The organism is Polynucleobacter sp. HIN5 (genome assembly GCF_030297555.1).
Classification (GTDB): Bacteria; Pseudomonadota; Gammaproteobacteria; order Burkholderiales; family Burkholderiaceae; genus Polynucleobacter.
This window is the reverse complement of sequence record NZ_AP028136.1, coordinates 1,395,923-1,421,710: the sequence shown is the minus strand read 5'-3', so window position 1 is coordinate 1,421,710 and position 25,788 is coordinate 1,395,923. Positions and strand designations below refer to the sequence as shown.

The window sequence follows — 25,788 nt, the reverse complement described above, 5'->3', positions numbered from 1 at the left end:
CTCGTTTTTACCCCTTTTTACAGAAATCAGTCTCATCTAAAAATCTCATAAATTCGCCCAAACCTGATATTGTAAGGCTTGGCGCTTACCCTCCTACTGGGATGGCTTTTTTCGTCGTATTTCTGTTAACCTGGTGGCCTAGTCCTAGAAGCTAGCAAGCCATATCCAGCTTAGTTTTACGGACAAAATTCACTGAGTTTTTTTAATCAAATTAATGATCAAAAAGTACGAATTATTTGAAGATAAATGTTGTAACTTTTCTGATGGAGACGTATCACTTTTCTCTGCGTAACGCGAGAGAGGCCTTCCTCTTTTTTTCTTCAAATAGTAGTCATTCATTCTCAGTAACAAATTTCACTTCATCGATTTCGATTTCCAAAAAACTCCAAAAAGAAATTTTTGTTGTTTTCTTAATCGGCTCACAAACGCATTTTGCGATCGCGCAAAATAATCCAAATACACTTCCCACCGGCGGAAAAGTTGTCGCTGGATCGGCAACGATTTCGCAAACATCGAATGCTACTTCGGCAACGATGAACATCAATCAAACTTCGCAACGCGCAGTGGTGAATTGGGACTCGTTTAATGTCGGCAGCAATGCGCAGGTGAACTTTAATCAACCGAACAGTAGTGCAGTTATTCTCAATCGCGTCAGCACTGGTGCGAGCCCATCCGTGATCGATGGTGCACTTAAAGCCAACGGTCAAGTGGTCTTGGTCAACCCCAACGGCGTAACCTTTGGTAAGGGTGCTCAAATCAATGCGGCCGGAGTGGTCGCCACCACCATGGATATGGCCAATAAGGACTTTATGGAGGGTAAATCCACCTATGCTGGCAATGGCAAGGGAAAAGTCCATAACCAAGGCACCATTAGTACCAATGACCCCAATGGCTATATAGCTCTCCTGGCGCCCGAGGTCCGTAACGAAGGCTATTTATTGGCCCAAAAAGGTCCCAATAACGCCATTGCCATGGCCGCGGGCGAGCAAATTACCCTGGATTTTCGGGGGGATCGCTTAATGCGGGTGTCCGTGGACATCCCTACCTATAACGCCTTGATCGAGAACAGGCGGGTGGTCGAGACGAAGGGCGGCTTAATCATTGTTGCCGCCGGATCTGCCAGAAACCTGATGAATTCGGTTATAAACAATAAAGGAGTCATTACTTCTAGTAATATGGTTGATAACGGCGGTGTGATCGAACTCGTCGCCGCCAACGTCACGCAAGCGGGCAGAGTCAGCGCTAATGGCAAGGGCGAGAACAGCACCGGTGGTCAGATCAATATCGTGGGTGAAAACATCACGCTTGCCGCTAATTCAGTAACCTCGGCAACCGGCAAAGCCGGTGGTGGTCAAATTGAAATCGGTGTAGGCAAAACGATTGCCACAAACACCACGAGCGCACCACAAGTACAAATCCAAACACAGTTAGCGAGTGCCGCTGCGAATAATGCAACAAACAATATTGCAAGCAACACTGCGAACACCACTGCAGTTGCATCTTCCTCTGTAACTGCAACTACAGCAGTAACACAATCACAAACACAAACACAAACATCACGCTTAGATCAACTCCAAGCAGCAGCGCTTGCAAAAGCACAAGCGAGTAGTGATGCCAAGCAAATTGCCAAGACCGTGACGATTGAAAGCGGTGCACGTGTTAATGCATCGGCAACCAACACCGGCAATGGTGGCTCGATTGTGATTTGGAGTGAAACCAAAACTGCCGTGGCTGGACTCTTACAAGCACTCGGTGGTAAGAATGGTGGTAACGGTGGCTTTATTGAAACCAGTTCTAAAGGTGAAGTGCTCTTAGGTAAAACCTTTACTGTTCAAACCAATGCAGCCAAAGGTCAAGCTGGTCGTTGGCTCTTAGACCCGATTGATCTCACGATTGATCGCACGGCCGCGAATGTCATTTCTGCCGCACTTACCAACAACAACGTGAGCATTGCCGTGAACGGCAATACCTGCCCAAGCTTAGGCAGCTGTACCCAAAACGGCTCTGGTAGCTTAACGCTCGCCAGTGGCGCAGACATTCTCAAAGAAGGTACAACACTCACGACATTAACGCTTACTGCATCCGGTATCTTTAATCTCAATGCCAACATCAGTGGTGCAAACCTAAACGTCATCATCAATAGCTCGATTGCATACCTGAACGTAGGCACAAGTATTGATGTCAATCAAGTGACCGTACAAGCACAAACGATTTATGCCAATGGCAATATCACTGCACGAGGTGCAAGTAATAGCAGCAACAGCATTCGTGCGGCGATTGAGCTCTTAGCGCAAGCGCTGTATATCTCGGGGCGTTTATCTACTACACAAACGAACACCAATACATCAAGCAATACCACATCGACTGCACTCACCATCAATGGTACTGTCGTGCGGCGTGAAGATCTACCGCAATACCTCACCCAACAAAACAACACATTCGATCTCAATGAGATTGTGTATGCCACGATTGCTGCGAATGATGCGAATATCACCAACACACACAGCAATGTGATTGATTTGTTCGCAACACAACACATTACTGTGACAAGTAGTGCAGAGATTCGTGCGAATGGCACAACTGGTGGTGCAATTAATTTTTCTGCACCACAAATTAACACCCAAAATGGGTCTTTAATACAGGCGCATGGCAATAATGGGCCGGGTGGCGTGATTGCATTTACCGGAAATCAAATCAACTTAGCGGGAACCACAACTGCCAATGGAAGCAGTGGAGGTTCTGTTGCCATTTCTGCCGATAGTGCAACACTTGATACTGCAACATTGATCCAAACCAATGGGGGTGCGGGTCCCGGCGGCACGATTAATGTCGATATTGAGAATCATTTGCAAATCAACAGTGCCCAATTACAAGCCAATGGCACCACCGATGGTGGATCTATTCGTGTTTTGAGTCGTGCGGGCAATATTAATCTCTACGACTCACTCATCCAAACGAATGGCGGCAGTGGTCGTGGAGGCACGATTGAAATTTCTGCAAATTCAAGCCATCTAAATTTTGATAGCACCATTTACTCAATCGGTGCAACTGTTGGCGGAACAGTTCAATTAACCGCAAAACATATTCTTCTTGATTCGAATTCAATTATTGATGCCACTGGTGACTTTGGCGGCGGCTCTGTATTAGTAGGCGGTGATTGGCAGGGCGCTGGTAGTGTATTTCAAGCGACAACAGTCACCATGAATCGCGGCGCATTGATTGATGCGAGTGCTGTTATTGATGGCAATGGCGGTAAAGTAGTTTTGTGGAGCGATATCCACAATCAAAACGCACTAACAAAAGTTGATGGCAGCATTTTTGCTAAGGGCGGTACAACTGGTGGTAATGGTGGTCAAGTTGAAACCTCCAGCCGATTCTTACAACTTGGTAATCATGTTTTAGTATCCACCAAAGCAGTAAATGGTATTAATGGTGAGTGGCTGCTTGATCCTGAACATTTATGGATTAGAGACCCAAGTTGGTCTGGTTATAACTATACGACTTCCGGAACCACGACGTATACAGCCCTGACAGCAAATCCACTAGCACCAATAATTGTTTCTGGGGCAGATACTAGAGATCGGGGTCCAACGGTCGACGGCGTTTTCTATCCAGGCGTTACCGTCCTTAGAACGGATACCATCGTTACTGCACTCAGTTCAGGAAACGTAAGAGTGGTTGCGACAGGACTTATTGATGTAGGGGCTTGGCAAGGGTCTGGGATTAGTAACTATTACATCAACTCCACTACGACTAATAAACTGACGCTTGAAGCGGGCACATCAATTTACTTTTATGGTACTGGAAATAAGTCAATCAACTTACCGAATGGAACCCTTGAGTTACTAGCAGGAACTACCATTGGGCAAGCTACAGCAGCTGATGGCAGCATTAATGCTAAAAATCTAATTTTAGGCAAATGCGGTACTTGTTCAGGTAATCCCTCTGCAACGCTTAACAATTCAAGTAATGAGATTGTCAACCTTACTTTAACTAATGCGTCGGGGACTATTGTTACTAACCAGTCTTTGACACTAAATGCAAGTTCGATCAGCGGCGATACATTGATTCGTACCTATGCTGCTGCTAAAGACATTACAGTGAATGGCGCTCTGACCTCCAGTGGAAATGGCACCACCCTATCTCTCTTTGCCTCACGGAATGTATTAATCAAAAACACGATTAGTGGTTCAAGTGGTAATGCTTTAAACGTCAATTTGTATTCGAATGTTGACAAAACAAGTCTTGGAGCTGTCAATATTGAGAGCGGGGATCACATCACCACCTTTGGCGGTAACATCACGATTCGAGGTGGCGCTGACGATCCGAGTGGTACTTGCGCGGCGACCTATTCCTGCGCGAATGGTTATGCCATCGGAAACAATAATCCACTAGCCTCAATGGGAATTTCTATTGCTTCTGCAACATTGAATGCCGGCGGTGGAAATATTACTTTGTTCGGTCGCGGTAACTCCACGGCGGGCACCGCCGGCGATGGGATTAAAACCTTTGGCGCGACCATATCAACTTCAGGCACGGGAACAATTTCAATTACGGGTCTTGGAACCGGTGGCTGGAATGGCGTTATTTTTGTACCAAGCGGAACAACGGGTACAACTATTTCGGGCGGTACTGGTGCCATTACGATTTCAGGCACTCCTGCATCTGGGAACACTACATTATTTTCGGGAATTCGTTTTGATGCCTATTCCACGTTAACTACGAGTGGTGACTTAACCCTTACAGGAACCAATAATGCGGTAAGCGGCAACTATCCGGCTGTATCAATTGGTTACGATTTATACGATGGCGCTGTTCTTGCAACAGCGGCAAGGCGCGTATTACTGACAGTGGGTGGTAATTTAACCGTCAATGCGACGGGTGGCACGCGGGGTTTTGTGATTGCCGGTAATTCGACCCGAGTGACGGTGACGGGCAATATCACGATTACTGCCACCTCGACTTTAGGAGCAACGATGTGGCTCATTGGTACGCCCCAACTAACCACATCAGCTGGTACCGTGAGCATTACTGCAACGGCAAGCAGTTCGGGTACTTATGGTCTTTATCAAGATGCCAGCAGTGTTATTTCCAGTTCCGGAAATGCTACGCTCAACGTCACCGGTAACTCCTATGAGGGTCTTTATCTTGAATCGAATGCTATTTTGCGCTCGACCAATGGAACCCTAAGCGTTACCGCCACATCAAGCTCGCAAAAGGGTATTTATCTTGGCACAAGCAGCACTTTATCGGGGTATGGCAATTCCACCATTAGCTCCACGGGAGCGGCTTACGGAATGTATCTCGATACCAGCAGTATTTTGCGCTCCACCAACGGCACATTAACGGTGACTTCCACCGCTTCGGTGACCGGAGGTTATGGCCTGGAGACAAGAAACAGCAGTCAAATCACTGCGAGCGGTAATTTATCGATTACCGCAATAGCCTATGACAGCTGGGCATTTGTGTTGCGTGCCAGTAATTTAATTGAGTCAACGGGAGGGACTCTCTCGATTACTGCGCGATCATCTACTTCCAGTGGTGGTGGTTTGTATATGGAGGGCAGCACAATCTTGCGCTCCTCAGGCGATTTGTCGATCTATGCCAATCAAGCCCCGTCGCAAGCCAATGGCGCTCTTTACTTCAATGGTAGTTCGTCGATCATTCGCTCGACTGCGGGGAATGTGAATCTAAATGTGATTGGTTCACGAGCAATGTGGTTTATCAATTCCACACCGTTAATTCAGGCGTACAACGATTTAGTGATCAATGGGGTGGGTACTGGCGGGACCTATGTTCATACTGCGGGTAGCTGTAGCGCCTCATGCGGTTGGATATCGGATACCGGAAATATCATAGCAAACTTCATTAGTGATAATGCCAGTGGCTGGAATCATTATGCGCTCTATGTGCGCGCCCCGATTATTGCTAATGGTACGGGTGCTGGTAAGGGGAATGTGACACTGGTTGGTGTCGGTCCTTGGGGTGGAATTAGTTTTGATAACAACAATGGTTACATCAGCGCCCAGGGTAATGCAAATGTGATTGGCTATGGCGGAGCTTCAGGAGGCCAGGGGATTTATGTCACTTCGGCTGGACCGACATTAACAAATGCAAGCGGTGGCACGATTCGCTCAGTCACTGGAAATGTAACCTTATCAGGCTATAGCGCCAATGAGGTCGGAGTGTATTTAGATAGCGACAGTATTAATATTGTTGCGACAGCGGGTAATATTGTTCTACAGGGCGCCTCACTGTCTACGAATTCTGGGGACGCATATACAAGTGCCAATACGGCTATTAGCACGGCGCGCACAAATATTTCTTCGGCGATTACGGGAGCGGCTAATCCGCTGACTGCATCGCCCAGTGGTTATGCTACAGCGAATGCGGCTATGGAAGCTTCTGGGAAGTTGTGGGGGATTTACTTTACTGGCGGTAATCTCTTGGCGGTCAATAATCCATCGACCGTTTTAACTGAAACGGCGCCAACTAGCGGTGGTAGTGTCAGTATGAGCGGTGCCGTCCTGTACGCGGGCTATGGCAGTACCAGTGCTTCGGATTCGGGGGCTGGAGTGGCCATTTTTGATGGCGCCAATATTCACTCATACGGTGCTGTGAGCATCACGGGGGACGCTGCACCCGCTGGTCTAAATTCAAGCTTTGGCGCTAATCATGGAATTAATATTTGGTCAACTACCACGACGATTCGCAGCTACAACAGCTCGGTGAGCCTCACCGGATATGCCAATGGACGGTATACAGCTGCAAACTTTACGACGAATTTAATTGCTGCTGGTATTTACGTTTACAGTGATCACAACACAATTCGCGCCAGAACCAACGTCACCTTAAGCGGAATTAATTTACCGGGAATTGGCGTCTGGCTCGATTCTGCGGGCAGCGGTTCAAATGGAATGACGGCAGATACTGGTGATATTACGATTCAAGGGATTAATAACAATACAACTTGGTTTGCCGTTTATGCTCGTCAATCTTTAACGGCCACTACAGGAAATATTACTGTTAGTGGTGCGGGAATTAACGGCATTAGTTTTGATACTTCGCAAAGTGGCGTACTAGCAGCTGGTAATGTTAATTTAATTGGTTATGCAACAACCCAGCATGGCGTTTACCTCAGTGCTGGGGTGACCGACACCATTCGTTCGACTGCTGGAAGTATTGTAGTTTCTGCTTATACCGGTGCAAGTAGTACGAGTTACTACGGTTACTATCAAAATTCAACGACAACCATTCGTGCGAGTCAAAATATTACTTTCCAGGGCGCCGCACTAGATGCCGCATCTTCTGGTTCCGGAATCATTATTAATGCCGCTACCGCAGCAACTCCTGTTTATGCCGCTGCAAATTCTTCGACCGGTGTGACTGGGCCAAGCGCAACCCGCGCTATTTATTCGGATGGCGCTATTACAGCCACGAGTGGCTATGTGCAATTTGCCGGGAATACCTCGGTGGCTGGTTTGGTTACTACGGGAGCGGGCGTGGCATTTAATGGTAATGCCACCTATAGCTTGACTAATGCTTCAAATGTGATTGGAACCATTGCGGCTAGTGTTGGTTCTGGATCATTTAGTCTAAGTTACTCCAATAATTTAAGCATCGGCACGGTCGGTTCAATTTCAGGAATCACCGCGGGAACTGTGACCTTGACACAAAATGCTGCTGATGGATCTGCCAATGTCACCACCATTAACGCAGCGATTAGTGCTAATTCTGGAGTTACCGTGAGTGGCGGTCAAATTGTGATTGGTGCTTTGGGCAGTGTTGCCACAACCACCGGAACGTTGACCTTACAGCCAGGGGCGAATAACGCGCTAGAAATTTTTGCACCAGGAACCGTGATTTCAACTACGTCGGGGGCAATTAGACTGGGTGGAAATGGCACCACCAACTCAAAGGGAACCTACTTTGCGGCCGCAGGGGCATCGCAAACAGTCTCCTCGACGGGCGGTAATATTAATTTTTATGGCGATATCTTAATTGCTAATGCTTCTGGCTTGACAGTCTCAACCACAGGATCGGGAACGATTACTTTTGGTGGGCGGGTTGACTCCGGTGACACCTATACCGCTATGGGAGTAGCGAGTTCGTGGAGCAATGCAATTAATGGTGCAACTTCAGCAGATCTGGGAACCAGCGTTGGCGGTACATTTTTAGCCACCCCAACTTCAGCACTTCAAAATGCATTATTAACCTATGGAACGGCTTCTCGAGGCGTTTCTGCCATGTATTGGATTGGCGCTAGAAAGTTGTGCAGTACGGCTGCTCAATGCACTGGCTCATTAACCAACGTGGTTGCAACGCCAGGTTCCACCACCGGAAATATTTGGGCTTGGGTGGTTGGACCTGCCGCTAATAATTCCAACGGGTATACCCATTTTTTCACACAGGGCACCGGCGCCGTATCCGGTTTCTATACCAATTGGTTCCCAGGCGAGCCCAATGGTACTAATTACGGAGAATACGTCGCCCAGATTCGGTCTGATGCTACTGGAACTTGGAACGACTTACCCAATGCCTATAGTAATGTTTATTACATTCAACAGACCAATAAAGCACTCGCATCTCTAAGCGTAACCACTGGCAGTGGATTGATTCAAATGAATGGTGCTGTGGGCAGTTTAAAACCGCTGTCTGGTTTAACTGTTAACGGCTCACTCACTCTTGGTAGCAGCGCCGATCGGATCGTAACGGCTGGCAATCAAACGGTGACAGGCACGCTAACGACCGGGGCAACTACTACGATTTTGGATTCACAAGGTAATGCAGCTAATGGCAGCACCATTGGTATTCCGGCTACTGCAGGAAATGGCACGATTAGTCTTGGAACGCTAAGTTCTAGCGCCCGTAATGTAACGATTTACACCGGTACAGCGACACTCGCTCTACCTAGCGTCACTGCGGCAGCACTTACGATTAATAGTGCAAATACCACCAGCTCTGCAGTGACGCAGACTGCCGCTTGGACCGTGAGCGGCACCCTAACTTTTGCCGGTAATGCCGCGGGTGTTTTAACTCTTTCAAATACTTCGAATGCCATTACGGGAACGGTAGCGGTGAATTCCGGTACCTTAGCCATTAGTGCCGATGCCAACTTAAGCGCAGCCCCTGCATCTGCTACGGCTGGTCTTCTTACGCTTAATGGTGGCACTTTAAAAACGACAACCAGCTTTACGCTTCACGCCAATCGCGGCATCAGCATTGGATCCTCAGGGGGGACCATTTCGACCGATAGCGACACCACCCTAACCTATGGCGGCATCATGGCAGGGTCGGGCAACTTTACAAAATCTGGTGCCGGCACCTTGACGCTTTCTGGCAATAGCACCTATAGCGGTGCCGCAACCATTAGTACCGGCACCCTACGGTTTGCTCCCTCGTCTGGATTTACCATGATTTTGAGTGGTAATTTTGCAAATAACGCAAACGTTGAGTACGAGGGAGCCAATACTTCTTCGCTATTTTTAGATGGCGCAATCTCTGGATCGGGAACATGGTTAATTAACAGCGCTAGTAGCAGTACGACAACATTTACTAATCGGTTTATTTTTAGAGGCAGCACCACAACATCAGGCCAAGTCACTGTCACCAATTATGGCAATTTCTGGCTTGAGGGTTCTTCAATTAATAGCACTTCGGCGATTTACCTAAACGGTACAGATACCTACCTGCGTCTCTATGGAGCAGCCGGAGTGACGATTCGAGCGGGCACTGTTACCGGAAACGGCACGATTGATTTTGCATCCGGCGGAGGTGGTAAAGCTCTTAGTCTGTCCTTGGGTAATGACAATGGCACTGGTTCTTTTAGTGGCGCAATTGCTAATTCAGCTACCACTGACGGCCCAACGGTACTGAGCCTAATAAAGGAGGGCTCTGGCACCTTAACGCTCTCCGGTACCAATACCTATACAGGTAGCACCACCGTTAATGCCGGAACCTTAGCGATTACCAATGCATCCGCTTTGGGAACAACTGCTGCTGGCACTACCATTGCAAGTGGTGCCACACTCGATATCCGTAATATCAGTGTAGGCGCTGAAGCATTCACCATTAATGGTGGCACCTTACTCACAAGTACGGGCACCAGTAGTCTTTCTGGAACTGTAGCTTTAGGTGGAAACAGCACCGTTACTGTGGATGGTACGCAACTCACATTGAGCGGAGTGATCTCCGGTAGTAACAACTTGACGAAATCCGGAACTGGTCTTTTGATCCTTAGTAACACCAATACTTACAGTGGTAGCACCACCGTTAATGCCGGAACCTTAGCGATTACCAATGCATCCGCTCTAGGAACAACTGCCGCTGGTACTACGATTGCGAGTGGCGCCACACTCGATATCCGTAATGTCAGTGTAGGGGCTGAAGCGTTCACCATTAATGGTGGCACTTTACTCACAAGCACTGGCACCAGTAGTCTTTCTGGAACTGTAGCTTTAGGTGGAAACAGCACCGTTACTGTGGATGGTACGCAACTCACGTTGAGCGGAGTGATCTCCGGTAGCAATAATCTGACCAAATCCGGAACTGGTCTTTTGGTCCTCTCTGGTACCAATTCCTATAGTGGCAACACAGTGATCAGTGCGGGCACTCTTCAAATTAGCGGCTCTGGTCAACTGGGGTCCGGAGCTTACTCCGGCTTAATCACAAATAATGGCACACTTTTGTATTCATCAAGTGCTGATCAGATTCTGTCGGGCGCCATCAGTGGGACGGGCGCCTTAACCAAAGACACAGATTCAAGTTCAACGCTGACACTATCGGGCCTCAATACCTATAGTGGTACAACGACGATTTCTACGGGGTATTTAGCATTAGGTGCGAACAACGCACTTTCTTCCGCGAGTGATTTGGTGCTCAATGGCACCCTCAATCTTGCTGGTTATTCGGCAACAGTTGGATCGCTATCAGGCACTGGGACCATCACCAACGCTCTAAATATTTCTATGAGCAGTTTGATTTGGTATTTTGACGCTGGTAATCAGCAATCATATTCAGGCTCTGGCAGTACATGGACTAATTTGAGTAGTGCTGGATCCAATGGCACGATTTCTGGTACCCCTCTCTATAACGCTTCGAATAAGACGATCACTTTCTCGGGCGATGATTTTGTAACGGTAGGCGGAACTGGTCTTTCAAATTTTGCCAATGGTATGACGGTATTTGCAAAAGCTAATCTGGGGGCTGTAAACGATTGGGAACGAATTATTGATATTGGCAATGCCAATCAAAGTAACAATATTCTCTTGGCACGCGCTGGTACATCAGATAATTTAGCGTTCCAGGTGTATAACGGTGTTAATCAGCCGCCGAGCATGAACTACTACATTAATAATGGAGTAGTTAATGATTCGCTTGCAACTTATGCTGCCACACTAACCTCTGCTGGAGCGCCTGCCGCGTTCGTGAACGGTACATCAGGCGGATCGATTGTAGGTGGGGCTAATACAGTACCGACTAATATTGCCAGAAGCTCAAACTTTATTGGAAAAAGTAATTGGTCGGCCGATTCTCTATTAATAGGTGAGGTCGGAGCCGTCTTACTCTATGCTAGACCGTTATCCGCTGCACAAATTTCTGCGTTGAATACCGAAGTCAATCGTACGATTTCAGCATCTACGCTGACAGTTGGTACTTCGTCGAGCACCACTTTTTCAGGCGTCATTAATCATGCGGTCGCTGAAATTGCAATTGTTAAGCAAGGCTCTGGCACCTTAACGCTCTCCGGTACCAATACCTATACAGGTAGCACCACCGTTAATGCCGGAACCTTAGCGATTACCAATGCATCCGCTTTGGGAACAACTGCTGCTGGCACTACCATTGCAAGTGGTGCCACACTCGATATCCGTAATATCAGTGTAGGCGCTGAAGCATTCACCATTAATGGTGGCACCTTACTCACAAGTACGGGCACCAGTAGTCTTTCTGGAACTGTAGCTTTAGGTGGAAACAGCACCGTTACTGTGGATGGTACGCAACTCACATTGAGCGGAGTGATCTCCGGTAGTAACAACTTGACGAAATCCGGAACTGGTCTTTTGATCCTTAGTAACACCAATACTTACAGTGGCGGCACCACCATCAGCGCCGGTACTCTCAGAATAAACTCGGCTACCGCGCTTGGTAATTCCAGTGGCGCCGTATCGATTACTGCAGGCGCAGCACTGGATCTCAATGGTCAAACCATGACCAATACCAATGCGTTAACTGTTAATGGCACTGGTATTAGTGATGCTGGAGCAATTACCAACTCAAGTTCTTCAACTGGAACGTATGCTGGCGCAGTTAGCTTAGGAAGCGCATCAGTAATCGGAAGTACTACTGGAGCAATCACAATCGCAGGCGCAATTTCTGATAGTAGTAATTTCGGCTTGGGTTTCGTTGGTAATCAAGCGATTACGCTTAGCAATACAAGCAATACTCTTGCCACGATTGCATCGGGATCCTCCCTGGGCGCCTTAACGATTGTGAACGCTGCAAACCTAAGTATCGGATCAGTCACTGCAAATAGTGTTACCTACAATGGAATTAATTCTACGGGCATAATTTCAATTCAAACAACGCGTGATTTAACTATTTCTCAGAATGTAGTAACAACGAGCACATCAGCAGTTGCAGCCACCCCAGCATTATTGCTAGCAGCCGGAAGTGCCGATGGTGTTGGTAATGTCACATACAACATCAAATTGAGTGGTTCACCAATCCTCACGGTTGGTTCTGGCGGCATCGCCAACCTGTATTCAGGTGGTACAGATGAAAGCACTGGCTTATCAACCTACATCGATACCAGGACACCTAAGTCATATACCTATAGTGCGACCTTATCAACACAACCAAGTAGTGCTGGATACAACGTGATTTACCGTGGTAGCCCGCCTGTGATTTACCTCACGATTGTGGATGGGCAAAGCGGTACCTACGGAACGGCCAGCGCTCTAAGTTTCTGGTACTCCTCAAGCCCAACCCTTTATGGTGAGAGCTATGTACCAAGCTCTCTTTCTGCCTACAATACTGTTCAAACCTTTACAGCAGGGCAAAGCTCTATTTCGCTCACTGGCAGTTTAAGTGGCACGATTGCCATTAGTACTGCGCTGACAGCGACCACGAGTGCGAATACCTATAGCCTGACCTTAACACCAACACTTGCTCTTTCAGGTTCAACTACATCATTCCAGGCTGGCACAGCAAAGAACTTTACTGTCAATCCTAAAGCCTTGAACATTAGCATCACCAAGGCGTACGATGGAACCAATAGTTATACCAATGCCCATTCCTACACCTTAACGGGAATGGCCAATAGTGAGAGTGCGCCTACGATTAGTTCGGGATCAGCCACCATTAATACGGTCAATGTAACGAATACACCCGTTACCTCGTTTGATAGCAATACGTTTGCGTTAAGTAATAGTAACTACACCTTAACAGGTGGTTCGGTCAGCGCTGCCATTACCCAACTTGCCTCGGTAACGTACACGGGCGCAAGCGGTGGACTCTGGTCCTCGGGTGCGAACTGGACGGTGACCGGCGGTGTAGCGACCGGGGCTAGACCGACCTTGGGTAACGTCGCCACGGTAGTCATTCCCAGTGGTGCATCGGTGACTTACAGTGATGCAATGGCTGGCTTGGCACCAACCAGTGCAACTGCGATTACCAATAATGGATTAGTTACCTTCACAAACACCAGTGCGGTCACCTTGCCCAGCGCGATTTCTGGGACTGGGCAAGTCACACTATCTAATAGCGCACCTTTAATTTTGAGTGGTAGCAATTCGTATAGCGGCGCTACCACGATTAATGCTGGCTCGACCTTAAGGGCAGGAAGCGCCGATGCACTCTCTAGTAGTTCCGCGTATGTGGTCGACGGTACCTTAGATCTAGCAGGCTACTCTGTATCTGCTGGATCAATTGCAGGGGCGAGTGGTGGCGTGATTACTAGTTCTGCTGCCGGCACGCCAACCTTAACCGCAGGTGGTGATAATTCCAGTACCATCTTCTCGGGAGTCATTCAAGATGGATCGGCAAGCAGTGTGGCGCTCACCAAAGCAGGAACTGGTGTTTTCACACTTGCTAATGCGAATACCTACAGTGGCCTTACCACCATTAACGCGGGTACGCTAAAAATTACCGATGCTGCTGGCCTGGGCTCTACGACTGGTGCCACGACCATTAACTCAAGTGGTGTGTTGGATTTACATAATGTGGCGGTGGGCGCCGAGGCCGTTACACTGGCGGGCGGCACGCTCAAGGATGTCACGAGTAGCCTCGCGGGAAACATTACCCTAACTGCTAACAGCACTATTAGCGCGACCAATGCCGATGACACACTCACCCTAAGCGGGGTTATTTCCGGTGATTTTGGGATTACCAAATCCGGTTTGGGTCTCGTGGTTCTTACCAATGCAAATACCTACACGGGTGCCACCACCATTAGCACGGGCACATTGAGTCTTTCGGGTAGTGGCTCCATTACCGACTCTTCAGTGGTGACCGCAACAGGCACCTTCGATATCAGCGGTACAACTACTGGCGCAAGTATTAAGAGCTTAGCTGGTGCTGGCTTAGTTACTCTCGGTGCTAAATCATTATCACTTACAGCAGCTAACAGCGATAGCTTTAGCGGTTCGGTGAGTGGCTCGGGCGGTAGTCTCACTTTAGTATCCGGTACCCAAACCCTCTCTGGTACTAGCACCTACACAGGGGGCACCACCATTAATGGCGGTACCCTGATTGTGACCGGTGCTTCTGCGTTAGGGTCTTCCGCTGCAGCACTTACCATGAGCGCAAGTGGTGTTTTGGATCTTCGTGCAGCACTCACTGTCGGTAGCTTGACCATGGCCTCAGGCAATACTGTGATTAATACCTCCGGCGCCTCGAGTCTCATAGTAAGTGGTGCGGCGACTCTGGGAAGCGCAATCACAACGTCGGGATCGCAAACCTACAGTGGCGCTGTGACCTTGATTACAAACTCCAGTCTCAATACAACAGCGAGCTTGATTAGTTTTGGCTTAACGCTCGATGGCGCCTATACATTGAATACTAGCAATGGCAGTGGGTCAATAACGCTTGGTGCAGTAGGGGCGACAACGCCACTGACTGGACTCAGTCTTGCTGGAACCGGGGCCAATACCCTCAATGGGGATCTGGTGGTTGCAGGCAATGTGGATTTGAGAGGCACTTCACGGTCTTCGACTTTCTCGGCGGACCGCACCATCACTACGAGTTCTGCTAACGGAAACCTCACGCTTGGACTTGTCAATAGCGCATTTGGCCTTACCATTGCTTCGGGAAGTGGAGCGATTAACAGTTTGGCAATTGGTACCTCTACACCACTTGCGTATGTCACATTCACTGGAACGGGCTCCAACACAATTGGCGGCAATATCAGCAGTACGGGAGCCATTGATTTAGGTAGTGTCCGAACCAGTAACGTGGGTGCAAGTTACACAATTAGTGCTGGCGGAGACTTAACTGCAGGACTAATGAATCTGACAGCAGGCTCAACTCTGACCTTAGATGCAAGTGCTGGCAATATTGCTGTAACTAGCATTACGGGACCGGGCTCAGGAAGTAATGCCAATGTAACCTTTAGTAACAGCGGTAACGTGACCGTGAGTGGTGACATCACCACGCGCATTGGTACTTTATGGCTTAATAAAACTGCGGGTAGTGTGAGCTTTGCTGGATCCTTGCAAATCTCGCAACTAAAGACCGATGCAAGTTCAAGCTACAACATTAGTATCACCGGTTCGACAAACTCCATTACGAGTTTCTCTACAAGCACGCCCTTTGAAACCAGTGGTACGCTCACCATTGGTGACTCAGCCAGCGACACCTTTACATATGCCGGTGGTTCATTTGCACTAACATCGCCTTCGTCCTTGAGTTTGGGCGGTACCATCACAACCAGCACGAGTTCAGCGGGAGCAGGTAGCATCACTCTAGGAAGTTCTACCCCCGTTACCCTGAATGCAGATTTAACGCTTAATAGCAGCGCTAGTAATGGCGCAATCACTATTGCAAGGGTAATTGCCGGTGGCGGAAAAGGACTTACTTTAAATTCTGGAACTGGCACCATCTCAATTACCGCAGCTTTATCTGGAATGGGTGACCTGACTTTTATTGGTAATGAGATAAATTGGAGCGCCTCGATTGCGGGAACGGGCAGCTTAAGCCTAAAGCCAACTACGGCTACTTATGTTATCAATGTCGGCGATGTAAGTGATGCTGGCGCAAGTACATTAGATATTCTGACTAGTGAGATTGCGCTGTTAGGCAGTACTTTCAGCAGTGTGACGATTGGTGGCAGCTCTCAAGTTGGCGATATTGCAATAGTCGGTAATTCAACTTTTGTTAACACCACTACACTACAAACCTCTGGCGGAACGTATCTCTCTGCAAATATTTCTGCTACTGGATCTGCCAACATAACTATATCTGGAGCACTCTATATTTCTGGAGGCGATCGCTCAATTACAACAGATACTGGAAATCTTTCTCTTTCAACTGTAGATAGTTATGGCACGAGTGCTGGTGGAAATACTACGGCAACCATCACATCTACCGGTACATGGACTGTACCAACTGGTGTAACTAGTGTCACTATGTATGCTCTTGGGGGCGGGGGCGGTGGCTCAGGTGATGCTGCGGGTGGCGGCGGTGGTGGTGGGGCCGCAATTAGAACAATAACGGTTAGTGCAGGTCAGGTTGCAACCGTTACTATTGGTTCGGGTGGCTCGGGAACTACTGGCGGCAGTGCTAATAACGGCGGTAATACATCCATAGTGCTTAATGGAACAACCATCACTGGCGGCGGAGGCAGGGGTGCGGTTGGCGGAACCGGTGGTGCTGGTGGTATAGGATCGGGAGGAACCACGAACTTATCTGGCGGTACTGGTTCTAACTTTAGTGGTGGTAGCAGTGTGAATGGCAATCCAGGGGCTAGCTCTGGAGCTTATGGTTCTGCCGGTGGTGGCGGGGGTATGAAAGATGGCGGAACATCAAGTAACTTTACCCTTGGCGGCGCGAGTGGCGGTGGCATTGCTGGAGCAGGTGGTAATGGCGCACCACAGTATCCAACGAGCTCAGTCGGTCAAAATGGCGCAAATTATGGCGGCGGCGGCGGCGGCGGCGGTAACTATTCTGGTAGGGGTGGAAATGGTGCAGCAGGCGTAGCCACCATAACGTATTCAAGCAGTACTTTGGCTAATTACGGTTTGACCCTCACTACTGGCAGCGGTGTAATTAGTGTTGGTAACGTTGGCACCTCTCAGGCACTTAGTACTTTTATTACATCATCTGGTGGAACCACGAGTCTCGCTGGCAGTACTGTAACTACAGTAGGAGCGCAAACCTTTAACAACGCTGTGACTCTAGCTGCTAATACTAGCTTTGCTACCACTAATAGCGCTATTGTATTTGGTGGAACAGTTAATAGCGCTACAGCAACACCACGCAATTTAAGTGCTAACGTAGGTAGCTCAAACATTACCTTCACTGGTGCTATTGGTGGTGCTCAAGGCCTGGGAAATATCGATTTAACTAGTACGGGTATTACAACGATTAGTAGCACAATCAATTCAAGTGCGCTCACCCAGAATTCTTCTACGGGCACAACAAAAATAAACGGCGGCAGCATTACAACATCTGGCGCACAAGCCTTTGGCAATGCGGTTACCCTTGGCGCTGCAACAACACTATCAACTACAAATAGCAATATTACATTTAGTAGCACTCTAAATAGTGATACTTCCTCTAAAGACTTAACAATAAACGCTGGCTCTGGAGCAATTAGCTTTGGCGGTGTAGTAGGGGGCTCCATTGCTCTATCCTCACTAAACCTGACTACTAGTCATACCACTGGGATTACGCTAAGTAGTAGCATCACTACTTCAGGCGCTCAGGCTTATAACGGTAATGTAGTTCTGACTGCAAACACAACTTTAGCAACGACTAATAGTGACATAAGCTTTAGTGGCACACTTAATGGCAATACTGCTGGTAGAGCGCTGACGATTACTGCCGGTACTGGTGAGATAAGCTTCACTGGAGCAGTCGGCGGTACTCATGCCCTAGGCGCAACTGCAATTACAGCGGCAAGCGCAAGAAATAGCTCAACCTGGGTAGGTAACAACACTTTAGCCATTACTGCTAATGCCGTAGTTAATGGTGCTATTTCGGGCATCACAACATTTAGTGCCTCTGGAACTACGAGTCTTGCGGCCGACATCACCACCACCGGTACCCAAACCTATACCGGTGCAGTAACCTTAGCCGCTAATGCAACGTTGGCAACCACCAATAGCGCGATATCGTTTAGTAGTACGGTCAATAGCGATAGCAGTACCCCACGTAATCTCACCGCCAATGTCGGCTCTAGCAACATCACCTTCACCGGTGCGGTGGGCGGTGCACAAGGCCTAGGAAACATCTCCTTAACCAGCACCGGCACCACCACCTTTAGTTCCACCGTCGCCGCTAGTACGGTGGTACAAAACTCCAGCAGTGGTACCACTGCGCTTAATGGTGGCTCGATTAGTACCAGTGGCGTACAAACTTTTGGAAATGCCGTCACTTTAGGTGCAGCCACCACGCTAACTAGCTCGGCTTCGGGCAACATCACCTTCTCCTCGACTGTCAATGGCGCTTACGCCTTAACCGTGAACACCTCCGGTGCCACCGTATTTGCCAGCACCGTAGGAGCCACCACCAATCTCACCTCGATTACCACCGATGCGGGTGGTACGGTCTCCTTCGGTGGCAACATCACCACCAGTGGGGCACAAACCTATAACGATGCCGCATCACTCACAGCGGCTACTACCTTATCGGCTTCTGCGATCACCACCGGCTCGACTCTGGCCGCAAGTACTTTTGCTCTTACGCTCACTACCGATGCGGTTGCTCTGGGAGGCAATGTCAGTGGTAGTGGCGCTTTGGTCATTCAACCGAAGACAGCAACGACCACGATTGGCTTGGGTACCTCCGCCAGTGGTAGCTTGCACCTCAGTGATACCGAGCTTGCTTATTTGCAAGACGGCTTCTCGTCCATCACCTTGGGTAGTGCAAGTGGTACCGGTGCAATGGCTTATACCCTCGCAGGCAGTTACACCTTTACCGATCCGCTCACCATCCGTAGTAGCTCAGGCACCATCACTGCCACGAGCACGCTTAACACCGGCACTAACAGCTTAACAATTAGCAGTGGTGGAGCAGTCACCTTAGCGGCCATTACCTCCGGCACCTTAGCGGTCACCGGCACGGGTATTACCCTCAATGGTGATATCACCACGAGTGGTACGCAAACCTATACCGGCGCAGTGACCTTAGGCGCTTCGATTACTGCCGCATCCACGGGCGCATCTTCTACTGGAAACAATATCTCGTTTAGTAGTACGGTCAATGGCGCTAGAGCACTTACCATTACCGCCGGCACCGGCAGCATCACCTTGAGTAGCACGGTGGGTAATAGCACTGCACTAACTAGCCTTGAAACTACCTCAACGCATGCTTCTGGTACGACCATCAACGGCAATATCACTACTACGGGTACGCAAACGTATACGGGTAATTTAACGCTAGGTGCGAATGCTACTTTGACAACAACCAATAATGATGTGCTATTTGGTAGCACGATTAATGGCGCACGCGCACTTACGATCACTGCGGGTGCAGGCAGTATCACCTTCAGTAGTACAGTCGGTAATAGCACTGCATTAACTAGCATAGCCACCACCTCCACCCACGCCGCGGGCACTACCATCACTGGCAACATCACCACCACCGGTACCCAAACCTATACCGGTGCAGTAACCTTAGCCGCTAATGCAACGTTGGCAACCACCAATAGCGCGATATCGTTTAGTAGTACGGTCAATAGCGATAGCAGTACCCCACGTAATCTCACCGCCAATGTCGGCTCTAGCAACATCACCTTCACCGGTGCGGTGGGCGGTGCACAAGGCCTAGGAAACATCTCCTTAACCAGCACCGGCACCACCACCTTTAGTTCCACCGTCGCCGCTAGTACGGTGGTACAAAACTCCAGCAGTGGTACCACTGCGCTTAATGGTGGCTCGATTAGTACCAGTGGCGTACAAACTTTTGGAAATGCCGTCACTTTAGGTGCAGCCACCACGCTAACTAGCTCGGCTTCGGGCAACATCACCTTCTCCTCGACTGTCAATGGCGCTTACGCCTTAACCGTGAACACCTCCGGTGCCACCGTATTTGCCAGCACCGTAGGAGCCACCACCAATCTCACCTCGATTACCACCGATGCGGGTGGTACGGTCTCCTTCGGTGGCAACATCACCACCAGTGGGGCACAAACCTATAACGATGCCGCATCACTCACAGCGGCTACTACCTTATCGGCTTCTGCGATCACCACCGGCTCGACTCTGGCCGCAAGTACTTTTGCTCTTACGCTCACTACCGATGCGGTTGCTCTGGGAGGCAATGTCAGTGGTAGTGGCGCTTTGGTCATTCAACCGAAGACAGCAACGACCACGATTGGCTTGGGTACCTCCGCCAGTGGTAGCTTGCACCTCAGTGATACCGAGCTTGCTTATTTGCAAGACGGCTTCTCGTCCATCACCTTGGGTAGTGCAAGTGGTACCGGTGCAATGGCTTATACCCTCGCAGGCAGTTACACCTTTACCGATCCGCTCACCATCCGTAGTAGCTCAGGCACCATCACTGCCACGAGCACGCTTAACACCGGCACTAACAGCTTAACAATTAGCAGTGGTGGAGCAGTCACCTTAGCGGCCATTACCTCCGGCACCTTAGCGGTCACCGGCACGGGTATTACCCTCAATGGTGATATCACCACGAGTGGTACGCAAACCTATACCGGCGCAGTGACCTTAGGCGCTTCGATTACTGCCGCATCCACGGGCGCATCTTCTACTGGAAACAATATCTCGTTTAGTAGTACGGTCAATGGCGCTAGAGCACTTACCATTACCGCCGGCACCGGCAGCATCACCTTGAGTAGCACGGTGGGTAATAGCACTGCACTAACTAGCCTTGAAACTACCTCAACGCATGCTTCTGGTACGACCATCAACGGCAATATCACTACTACGGGTACGCAAACGTATACGGGTAATTTAACTATTAGCAATGCAGTGACTCTATCGGCCACTAACTCAAGCATTCAGATTACTGGTACTGTTAATGCAGATACTTCCGTATCGGGTGATCCTACTGCCACTTTCTATACTGGATTAAGTGGTACTGGTACCGCTAATACGTATACCGGTCAAAAACCAGCGGGTACTTATGTGAGTGGTAATAGTTGCGATATGTGCGCATGGGGGGTTAATGATGCAGTTCAGTCCGTAAGCGTTGGTGCTGGATCGGTAATGACGATGTATCAGCATGGTGGTTTGGGTGGCTGGTCCCAAGTTTTTGATAATTCAGCAGGTGCTAGCGCAACCTTATACAACTTACCATACGGCAGTGCTCGTGCAAACGATGCAAGTAGTTTTACATTATCGGGTGGCGGCACAGCTAAATCCTTAACAGTTACGGCTGGCTCTGGACAAATTATTTTTGGTAGTACCATCGGGGCGACAAATGCTTTTGCTACTTTAGCCACCACCTCCACCCACGCCGCGGGCACTACCATCACTGGCAACATCACCACCACCGGTACCCAAACCTATACCGGTGCAGTAACCTTAGCCGCTAATGCAACGTTGGCAACCACCAATAGCGCGATATCGTTTAGTAGTACGGTCAATAGCGATAGCAGTACCCCACGTAATCTCACCGCCAATGTCGGCTCTAGCAACATCACCTTCACCGGTGCGGTGGGCGGTGCACAAGGCCTAGGAAACATCTCCTTAACCAGCACCGGCACCACCACCTTTAGTTCCACCGTCGCCGCTAGTACGGTGGTACAAAACTCCAGCAGTGGTACCACTGCGCTTAATGGTGGCTCGATTAGTACCAGTGGCGTACAAACTTTTGGAAATGCCGTCACTTTAGGTGCAGCCACCACGCTAACTAGCTCGGCTTCGGGCAACATCACCTTCTCCTCGACTGTCAATGGCGCTTACGCCTTAACCGTGAACACCTCCGGTGCCACCGTATTTGCCAGCACCGTAGGAGCCACCACCAATCTCACCTCGATTACCACCGATGCGGGTGGTACGGTCTCCTTCGGTGGCAACATCACCACCAGTGGGGCACAAACCTATAACGATGCCGCATCACTCACAGCGGCTACTACCTTATCGGCTTCTGCGATCACCACCGGCTCGACTCTGGCCGCAAGTACTTTTGCTCTTACGCTCACTACCGATGCGGTTGCTCTGGGAGGCAATGTCAGTGGTAGTGGCGCTTTGGTCATTCAACCGAAGACAGCAACGACCACGATTGGCTTGGGTACCTCCGCCAGTGGTAGCTTGCACCTCAGTGATACCGAGCTTGCTTATTTGCAAGACGGCTTCTCGTCCATCACCTTGGGTAGTGCAAGTGGTACCGGTGCAATGGCTTATACCCTCGCAGGCAGTTACACCTTTACCGATCCGCTCACCATCCGTAGTAGCTCAGGCACCATCACTGCCACGAGCACGCTTAACACCGGCACTAACAGCTTAACAATTAGCAGTGGTGGAGCAGTCACCTTAGCGGCCATTACCTCCGGCACCTTAGCGGTCACCGGCACGGGTATTACCCTCAATGGTGATATCACCACGAGTGGTACGCAAACCTATACCGGCGCAGTGACCTTAGGCGCTTCGATTACTGCCGCATCCACGGGCGCATCTTCTACTGGAAACAATATCTCGTTTAGTAGTACGGTGAATGGGACGAGTGCCAACACCCAGGGACTTACTCTTAATAGCGGCTCTTCTGGAACGATCGCCATCAGCAGTAGTGTTGGAGCCAGCACATCCTTATCGTCCTTAACGATCACGAATTCTGGTGGCACCACGTTTACTGGAAGTGTTACCACGGGGACGAGCGTTGTGATTACAAACAGCTCGTCGGCTACCTTAGTCACGTTTAATGACAACCTCACAACCGCGACATTCACCGTGAGTGGTACTGCTAACACCTACAACGTTCGTCTCATTGGCGCTACGAATACAGTTACCAACGCTGTTACTTTTGCCAATACTGGAACCTTGGTTTTGGGTGATGCGGCAAGCGACAGTTTCACCTTTAGCGGTGGTATTACTGCCACGGCGCCAAGCAGCATTACCTTAGCCGGAAGCTTTACCAGCGGTAATACCTGGAGTGTTGGTGATAGCAATACAGGCGTGACCTTAGCAGCTAATACGTCGATTACTACCGCTGCAGCAAATGCAAATTTAACCTTAGGCGGTGCGGTGACGGGCGCCACTTACACACTGACCCTCAATGCTGGTACAGCCACTATCACATTTGGTAGTTCGGCCTCAGGCTTAGGCAATACCTCGTTAACAGCGAATGAAATTAATCTCTCCGGCAGCTTTGCAGGTAGCGGAACACTCACGATCGTGCCTGCCACACTATCGCGGGATATTTATTTAGGTTCTGCCGATAACACAACCAATACCTCCGTTCTAAACTTAACCACAACCGAACTGGGGTATTTAGCAGACGGATTCTTGGCGATTACGATTGGTGGTGCTAGCTATACAGGTAATTACAGCTCACAAGCCAACTTAAGCTTTAAAGATCCGGTTACGTTCACCTCATCAGGAACCTTTACCTTAAGTCATAACCTTGCTGCTGCCTCTTCAACCAACGCAGCATTTACGATCAATGGACCGCTGACTTGGAACGGCGGGGACATTACAACCAGTTCTGGCTTGATTAGCCTCAACGGTAATATTACTTTGGGTGGTTCGGGTACCCGGACAGTTTCAAGTACCAGTGGGGTTGTAACTGTCGGAGATTCCATAAGCGATACAGTCACAGGAAACACTACTAATCTGACGATTAATAGTGGGAGTGCAGTCACCACAATAAATGCTGCTTTGAATGATATTGGCGCATTGGGATTGGGCACCAGCTCACAAACGGGAGCGATTACAAGTAATGGAGTCATTAGCGCACAAAGCCTAACAACCGGTAGCACAGCTTATAACTTAGTCTTTAATACAGGAACGGGTGGAACAACGACCATTGGAACCTCAGGATCTAATTCCTACAGTTTGGTCTTTAATAATACGGGCACCGTGACACTTAATGATGCAGCGGCAGATAGTTTTGTAGTTTTAGGTTCCCTGACAATATCAGCACCAAGTGCTGTTAATCTCAGCGGTACTATTTTGACAGCCAACGCCATTACTATTGGCAGTGCGATAACATTAGTTTCAAACACAACGCTCAATACGACAGCGAGCAATACCGGCATCAGTGGTGATGGAGTGGGCGCCAACATCACAGTCTCTGCTACTGTGGCCACCTCTAATAGTAGTACCTTAACCGTTTCTGCCAAAGCTGGAGCAATTTCATTTACCAACACCGTTGGTGGTAGTGGTGTGAATGGCGGCTTTGTCCTAGATGGTAATCAATATTTATATCTGGATTATGCAGAGCCAACAACAGCCATTACCCGAGAAATTACTTTCTCATCTACTACGCCAGGTAATTACATTATTTTTGTAGTTCAAAATGGTGTTAATTGTGGTGGCGGTTGCGATCGTCAAATCGGTATTAATAGTTCAGATAGCACTATTTACACTCGGGTTTGGAGCAATCAAGTAAGTTATTTCTCCTATGCCTCTAGCGGTATTAATCCATTTGACGGCAATACACATCGCCTGGTCTTTACCTTGGGCACCAATGGAGGGACCAAAATTTACCTAGATGGTGTCTTAATTGGTACTAATACGTTTACAAGCTCTGCATTTAATTGGAATAACAAAGTCTTTATTGGTGGAGGTCAAGTAGAGGACAGGGCAAGTTCTTCTTTTGTTGGCACGATTAGTGGCTATAAAATGTGGAATAGTGAGGCTAGTGCAGTATCAATTCTTTCCTCAGGTGTAACTCTTGCAAGCCCAATCTTAAATATTGCTTCCAGTGCAGGGTCGGCCGTTAATACCGGATCTAATTCTGCAGCAGTTAATTTATCGTCTGGGGTGACTCAAACGGCTGGTACCAGTGGTGCAATCTCGAGCCTGACTGTAAGCAATACACAATCTGGAGCCGTTTCATTTTCGGGTAATACAACTATTACAAGTTTTAACTCAGGATCGGGTTCTTACAACTTGTCATTGGTGGGCGCTAACACCACGATTACAAATGCCACAACCTTTAGCAATACTGGTACCTTAACGCTTGGAAATTTAGCCACCAATACATTGACATTCTCAGGCGGCTTTACTGCAACAGTTCCTAGCTCAATTAATATTGCTGGAACCATTACCAGTAATGGAACAACGTCAATTGGTGATGGCGATAGCGCAATTACCTTAACTGCGGCCACCACGATTAATACTTCGGGTGGTGCGGTCGGTTCGCGTAACCTTACTTTGGGCGGCGCGGTCTCGGGTGGGACCCAATCCTTAACACTCACCTCAGGTACTGGGGTCTTGAGTACTGCAGCGATAGGGGACGCCTTCGCAGGATTAGGCACAATCACCATCACCGCAGATGAATTTAATCCGACCGCATCTATTTACGGACGTGATGCGGCAATGATTGTGCGCCCTTATACCGCTGGTAATACGATGGTACTTGGAGATTTGGATAGTACCAACAACAATTCCGATAGCAAGCTCGATCTTACGGTGACTGAATTGGGTTACCTCAATACGT

The 25,788-nt window shown here is 48.9% G+C and carries 2 protein-coding genes (1 of these 2 running past the window's edge); one reads left to right on the top strand and one right to left on the bottom strand.

Annotation, left to right across the window (positions count from 1 at the left end; genetic code table 11):
• Positions 1-331 precede the first annotated feature (331 nt).
• The gene (locus tag QUE61_RS07175; protein ID WP_286306561.1) at positions 332-541 is read right to left on the bottom strand and encodes a hypothetical protein; all 210 of its coding nucleotides are present in this window, start codon (positions 539-541) and stop codon (positions 332-334) included.
• Here QUE61_RS07175 and QUE61_RS07170 point away from each other — a divergent pair.
• Positions 534-25,788, top strand: partial view of an autotransporter-associated beta strand repeat-containing protein gene (locus QUE61_RS07170; RefSeq protein ID WP_286306560.1) — the 5' end (the start) only. 25,532 nt of this gene lie beyond the right edge of the window; the window shows 25,255 of its 50,787 coding nt (coding positions 1-25,255); its start codon is at positions 534-536; its stop codon lies beyond the right edge, outside the window. The genes QUE61_RS07175 and QUE61_RS07170 overlap by 8 nt on opposite strands.

Bases quoted from the DNA above. Each gene is read 5' to 3' on its own strand.
- QUE61_RS07175 (WP_286306561.1), bottom strand. From the start codon at position 541: ATGTTCATCGTTGCCGAAGTAGCATTCGATGTTTGCGAAATCGTTGCC.